Source organism: Marinifilum fragile JCM 15579 (assembly GCF_001310955.1).
Taxonomy (GTDB): Bacteria; Bacteroidota; Bacteroidia; order Bacteroidales; family Marinifilaceae; genus Marinifilum; species Marinifilum fragile.
The window spans coordinates 1-3,550 of sequence record NZ_BAZX01000062.1; the positions used below are offsets into that span (position 1 = coordinate 1).

The window sequence follows — 3,550 nt, forward strand, 5'->3', positions numbered from 1 at the left end:
GAATAGCTTTTGGTATTGTATAGTTCAATGTATTCATATTCTGGCAATCCTTGCATTGGACTTTCATCTGCCATGATTTCATTGATGACAACATCAAATTCATTTGCTGGAGCCAAGTATTCAAAGGCGATAGAATCTGAAACCAATGTCGCACCATCTTTATCAGTAATGTTTAAAACTTCTACTTGATATTTACCTGTCTTTAATTCTGAATTCATAATAATCAGAATTTTACTACCTGAATCGATGATGGAAAACATAAAGTCTTTCAGTTCTTCATCATTACAGCTAATTTTGAAATTCTCAAAGGTCATTTGTTGATCCGCTTTAAGCTGTTCAGAAAAAGCAATTATAATGGAATCTTGTCCACTTATTTGATATGACTTAATGAAAGGAGCTGTATTAACGGATTGTACTCGAAAATCATCAAACCACAATTCTCCTGCTCGTGTTGCTGATTCAAAATTAAACTCCAACCCACAATAAAACTCTTCACTTTTATCTGTAATTTCAGAAGAAAATCCTTCGAATTTGTACCAAGAATTACTCTCTCCCATTCTATTATAGGCTAAACTCCATGTGCCATTGGCATTATATTCTATCTGAATGGCAATTGCCTCATTTTCGTTCCAATCAAATTTCGTCTGTGCTAATACTTCTGGAGTTTCCCCATTATTCGTTTTCCAAAGACTTAAAATATCTGAAGAGCCTTTTAAGTTTACTCCTACAGAATATTTGACTTTAGCTTTGGCAGGATTTTCATCATCCATACAAAGGTGAAACACAAAATTATTTCCTGAACTCGGGTCCCAATCACCATTTCGCAAAACAAAACTCCACCTTGTTATTCCATTCTCACTTCGCCAATTCTCCAACTTACGAGAGATATAGCTATTCCCAATCTGGTTGCTTAAGTTGTGCTTTAGGGATTTATTTCCATGAATAGGTTGATACGTGGAAATTGACCAATCTGTAGAGTTTATAAACTCACCCAATGAATGTTCTTCAAAATCATAATTAAGGTCCAATAAACTCTGACCAAATACAATAGTACAAGAATCTGAACCTAAACTCGAATGAACTCTAAGCTTGAAATCTTTTTTACCAGAATAACTAATAGAATTCACATTCAAAATGCCATTGTTAAGATCCAACTCAGTATCGTGAATCAATTCACCATCCCCCTGAATCAATTCCAAACTTATTTTATCTGAATGATCTACATCAATGTTCTGATATCGATCGCAAGCAACTACTTTCAGATTAAACTGCTCCGAATTATCCTTAACTAACAAAGGAGATGAAGCGATGTTAATCCTATCAGCTACTACATTTAAGCTGAAAATTTCAGAATTCATATCCTCATGCATGTTTGCCTTTAATTCCGAACTATTTATTCCTGTCTTCCAGCCTGAATCAGACTTTGGAATATACACTTGAAATTCCTTATTGTCAGGCACACAGGATTCTTTGAAATATATAGCCAATTCAAACTTCTGAACTGTTCCATTACCTACCTGAAATAAACCCTTACTCGAATTAAATTTGATACGTTCATTATCAATATCATTGCTGAGTGCAAGAATTTCGCCATTACTTTTTATTACAGCTCCTGCAATATGTTTTTCCCAATCAAAAGAATTTAGAAGTTCTTTTTTATGGAATATTGCGGTATTGATAAGGGTTGGCAAATCATCAAATGAAGCGGAATCTGCAATCGTAAAATTTAGAACCGTACTCGCAGTTTCCTCTGTCACAGATAAGGATATTAACTGATGATTTACAATTGTCTCCCCTTGTATAAGCATCGAATTTTGGTCAACACTTGAAATATCTTCAGAAAGAATTGTTTCAAAACCTTCCGCTTCTGCTTGAATGGTAAAATGTTCAGCTTTATCATACACCAAATCTGTCCAGATCATTTTGCCATTCTCCATAATTTTTTTTAGCCCTGATACCGATTTCAATTCACCCGTTCCAGCAGCCAAACTAATTACCACCTGCTTATCAAAATCAGTATCCAAATTTCCCAATTCGTCCAGTAATTCTACCTCAACGGTAAACAATTCATTGGGTTTTACGGTTTTTGGAATCCTACCAAACTGCATTTGTACAGCCTTCACTTCACATTCTAATTTCGGTCCCAATATCTCATTATCAAACTGTGGTTTTAGTCCACTATCCTCTTCTGATATTTCCCATTTTTCACTGGATTTTTCAATCCGTAGTTGAATTATTTCTTTGTCTACACAAGCTCCTTCCATAAAATATGCGAACAGAGAATAGGTAGCCTCACTTTCACTATTAACTATTGCAGCTGGTTCCGATTCTTGAAAAAAGATATCAATTTTGTCCTTTGAAATCTCGAAATCAACATCCAATTCACGATTATCCCTCATAAGATAAAAACCAGTTAAGCTCCTCTTAAAATCTGCTTGATTACTTTCACCACTTGCAATAGGAATTTTCTTAAGAACAGTTGGAGCTTCGTCATCACCAGAATCCTTTATAGCAAATTCGAATAGTTTAAATGCGTCGCTTTTTTGAATATTTAGAGCTGATAGAAGGGTATTTTCTGGCATCCATGAAGTTGAATCCGCATGAGATTCATATGTGTTTTCAATGACAATTTTGGAAGAGATCAACTCAGGCAAACTTTCTCCAACTACCATTAACCGAATCGTATCTACAGCTTGGTATCTTAAAGAATCAAACACCAAGCTACCTATCACTAAGTTTTTGCTTAAACCATTAGTTGCTATCAATTCTCCTTTTCCTGATTGCAGCGACAAACTAATTTGTTCTTCCTTATCAGTATCCATATTCCCAAATTGATCTTTGGCTTCCACCGAAAATTGAAACAATTGATTTCTTACAACTGATTCAGGGATACCTTTCATGACCAATTGGGTAGCTTCTACATTTATTAAATGAATCGCAGAACTTATAGAATCATTGTTTTCAGCAAAACCAGAGCCACTAGCGAATGTTGAAAATCCGATTGCATCTTTCCTTATTGCCAACTGCAGTTGTAATCCATCAAGCAATTCATTTGCTGAATTCAGGTATGCTCTAAGTTCAAATTCACGCTTTGCACCTTCAGGAATGGTTAATTGATCTTCCGAAAAATCAATGTAAATCGAATCAGCACCTATGGTCATAGTTTTATAATTCAGCCAATTGCCTTCAGAATATATTCCAATACCTCCTAATTGATTCTCCCAATCCAAACCATTTTCCGGATTGGAATTATAAAATGTCATTCTGGAAATTTTCGTAGGAACACCATCACTTGCAGAATCTGTTTCGTCAATTATGAATCGAAAGCAAGGCAAAGCTTCAGCTTCAGTATCAACATCAGAGTTAATTGTTACCTCTCCAAGTTGATTCCCCGATTCTTTTAAAACAGTAAGATTATCATTTTCAACAATAATAGGATCACCACTAACTACTATATTATCGAAATAAACTTTATTACTAGATAATGGATTGTTAAATCGAACTACAATAACCAGTTCCTTACCTGAAATCCCAATAATAGATGCCTCAA

At 34.8% G+C, this 3,550-nt stretch carries 1 protein-coding gene; it reads right to left on the minus strand.

What is annotated here, in order from left to right; translation table 11 throughout:
* Nucleotides 1–3,550, minus strand: a 3,550-nt coding sequence (locus JCM15579_RS20475; RefSeq protein ID WP_172677482.1) for a hypothetical protein, incomplete at both ends; no start/stop codon positions are given.